Below are 2,797 nucleotides of genomic sequence, written 5' to 3'. Positions count from 1 at the left end.
GGCCACTGCTTCAGCAGGTGCAGGGCGTCCTTGTCCATGCGCGCGAGGCGCTGCGCGGCCAGGTCCAGCGTGGCTTCGGCGGCGGGCGAGCGGTCCGGCTTGTCCACCTTCAGCATGCGCGCGGCTTCCTTCAGCTGCTGGATCTCGCGCGCGATCTGCGCCTGCTGGCGCACGCGCGCCTTGTAGCCGCGCACGGTGTCGGCGATGTCCGCCAGGTAGCGCGTGCGCGCGGGCGGCACCACCGGCGTCTGGTTGGTGCTGTGGCGCACCTCCACGCGGGGCAGGCGGCCTTCCTTCAGCGGCAGGCCCAGCTCCATCATGCGCGGCTTCATCGCCTGGTAGAGGGCCGTCACGCCGTCGTCGTTGAAGCGCGCCGCCATGGTGCCGAACACCGGCATCTCCTCCGGCTTCTGCGTGAAGGCCTGCTTGTTGCGCTGCACCTGCTTGGCCACGTCGCGCAGCGCGTCGGCCGCGCCCTTGCGGTCGAACTTGTTGATCGCCACGAATTCGGCGAAGTCCAGCATGTCGATCTTCTCGAGCTGGCTGGCGGCGCCGAACTCCGGCGTCATCACGTACATCGGGATGTCCACGTGCGGCACGATGGCGGCGTCGCCCTGGCCGATGCCGGAGGTCTCCACGATCACCAGGTCGAAGCCGGCGGCCTTGCAGGCGGCGATGACGTCCCCGAGCGCGGCGGAGATCTCGCTGCCGAATTCGCGCGTGGCGAGCGAGCGCATGTAGACGCGCCGGCCGTCGTCCGCGGCAGCGCCCTGGCCGGCCCGCTTGGGCCAGGGGCCGATTGCGTTCATGCGGATGCGGTCGCCCAGCAGCGCGCCGCCGGTCTTGCGGCGCGAGGGGTCGATCGAGATCACGGCGATGCGCAGCGCGTCGTCCTGGTCCAGGCGCAGGCGGCGGATCATTTCGTCGGTGAGCGAGGACTTGCCGGCGCCGCCGGTGCCCGTGATGCCCACCACGGGCGTGCGCTGCTGGTCGGCCTGCAGGCGGATCGCCTTGACCAGGTCCGCATCGGCGCTGCCGCTTTCGAGCGCGGTGATCAGCTGGGCGAGGGCGCGCCAGTTCTGCTCGCCGTGGCCCTGGATGGCGGCCAGCGACTTCGGCGCGAGCGGCGCCAGGTCCTGGTCGCAGCGCATCACCATCTCGCCGATCATGCCCTGCAGGCCCATGCGCTGGCCGTCCTCGGGGCTGTAGATGCGCGCTACGCCGTAGTCCTGCAACTCCTGGATCTCCGCCGGGACGATCACGCCACCGCCGCCGCCGAACACCTGGATGTGGGCGCCGCCGCGCTGGCGCAGCAGGTCCACCATGTACTTGAAGTACTCGACGTGCCCGCCCTGGTAGGAGCTGACGGCGATGCCCTGCACGTCCTCCTGCAGGGCCGCGGTGACGACTTCGTCGACGCTGCGGTTGTGGCCCAGGTGGATCACTTCCGCGCCGGTGCCTTGCAGGATGCGCCGCATGATGTTGATGGCGGCGTCATGCCCGTCGAACAGGCTCGCGGCGGTGACGAAGCGGACTTTGTTGGTCGGGCGATAGTTCGCCAGCGCCTTGTATTCGGCGGACAGGTCGGTCATGGGGGGGATTCTCCGGCGGGAACCCGAAGCCTAATTGACGTTTACGTCAACGTCAACGGCAGTGGAGTGCGGCGGCGGCCTTTGTCGCGCCGCCGAAAAAGGAAAAAGCGGCCGAAGCCGCTTTTCCTGGCGAGCCGGGTCGGCCCGGTCTCCTAGCGTGCGTACAGCACCGAGGGCAGCCACAGGCCCACTTCCGGCCAGACGTACAGCAGGAAGATGGCCACGATCTGCATCCCCATGAACGGCATCATCCCTATGAAGATCTCGTTCAGGCTGACGTGCGGCGGGCTCACCCCCTTCAGGTAGAAGGCGGACATGGCCACCGGCGGCGAGAGGAAGGCCGTCTGCAGGTTCAGCGCGACCAGCAGGCCGAACAGCAGCGGATCCACGCCGAACTTGTCCAGCAGCGGCACGAAGATCGGCATGAAGATCACGATGATCTCGGTCCATTCCAGCGGCCAGCCCAGGATGAAGATGATCACCTGCGACAGCACCATGAACTGGGTCTTGCTCAGGTTCATGCTGAGCACCCAGCGTTCCACCAGCTCCTGCCCGCCCAGCAGCGCGAAGGCCGCCGAGAAGATCGCCGAGCCGACGAACAGCCAGCACACCATGGCCGATGTCTTGGCCGTGAGGAAGACGCTCTCCTTGATCACCTCGAAGGTCAGCTGCCGGTAGGCCAGCGCCAGCACGAAGCCGCCGAGTGCGCCGACGGCGGCCGCCTCCGTCGGCGTGGCGAGGCCCAGGACGATGGAACCGAGCACCGACAGGATCAGCACCATCAGCGGGAAGAAGCTGGTCAGCAGCATCTTGAACACTTCCAGCCGTGCGAAGCTCAGGAGCGCATAGAAGACCGCCAGCATGAAGCCGAAGACGCCGAAGGTGATCCACCAGGCTTGGGGCGCCGGGCGCTCGGCGCCAATCTCGCCGGCCTTCGCCGTGCCGTCCGCGCCGGGCGGCTCCTGCACTCCGGTGGAGAGCGCGGGATCCGGCTGGGTGGTGGAAGGCTCGGCGACGGTGCCTGGAGGCTCGCTAACGCCAGCGCCGGCGGCCGGCGGTTCGGCGACCCCTCCCGAGGCAGGCGGCTCCGCCAGGCTGCCGGACGCCGCGCCATCCGAAGGCGGCTCGGCGAGGCCACCGGCAGCCGGCGGCTCGGCGAGGCCGCCACTGGCCGGCGGCTCCGCGAGCCCGCCCGCGCCCGGGGG

At 69.3% G+C, this 2,797-nt stretch carries 2 protein-coding genes; both read right to left on the bottom strand.

Translation table 11 applies throughout. From position 1 onward, the window contains the following. The coding region (locus VFM98_RS20545) for a cobalamin-dependent protein (protein WP_325111754.1) at window positions 1–1,592 on the bottom strand (1,592 nt) is incomplete at its 3' end. 152 nt (window positions 1,593–1,744) lie between these two features. Further along, window positions 1,745–2,797: TRAP transporter large permease subunit (locus VFM98_RS20540; protein WP_325111753.1), on the bottom strand; the 1,053-nt coding region annotated here is incomplete at its 5' end.

This window comes from Ramlibacter sp. (assembly GCF_035706265.1).
In the GTDB taxonomy this organism is placed as follows: Bacteria; Pseudomonadota; Gammaproteobacteria; order Burkholderiales; family Burkholderiaceae_C; genus Ramlibacter.
This window is presented reverse-complemented; position numbering and strand designations above follow the sequence as displayed.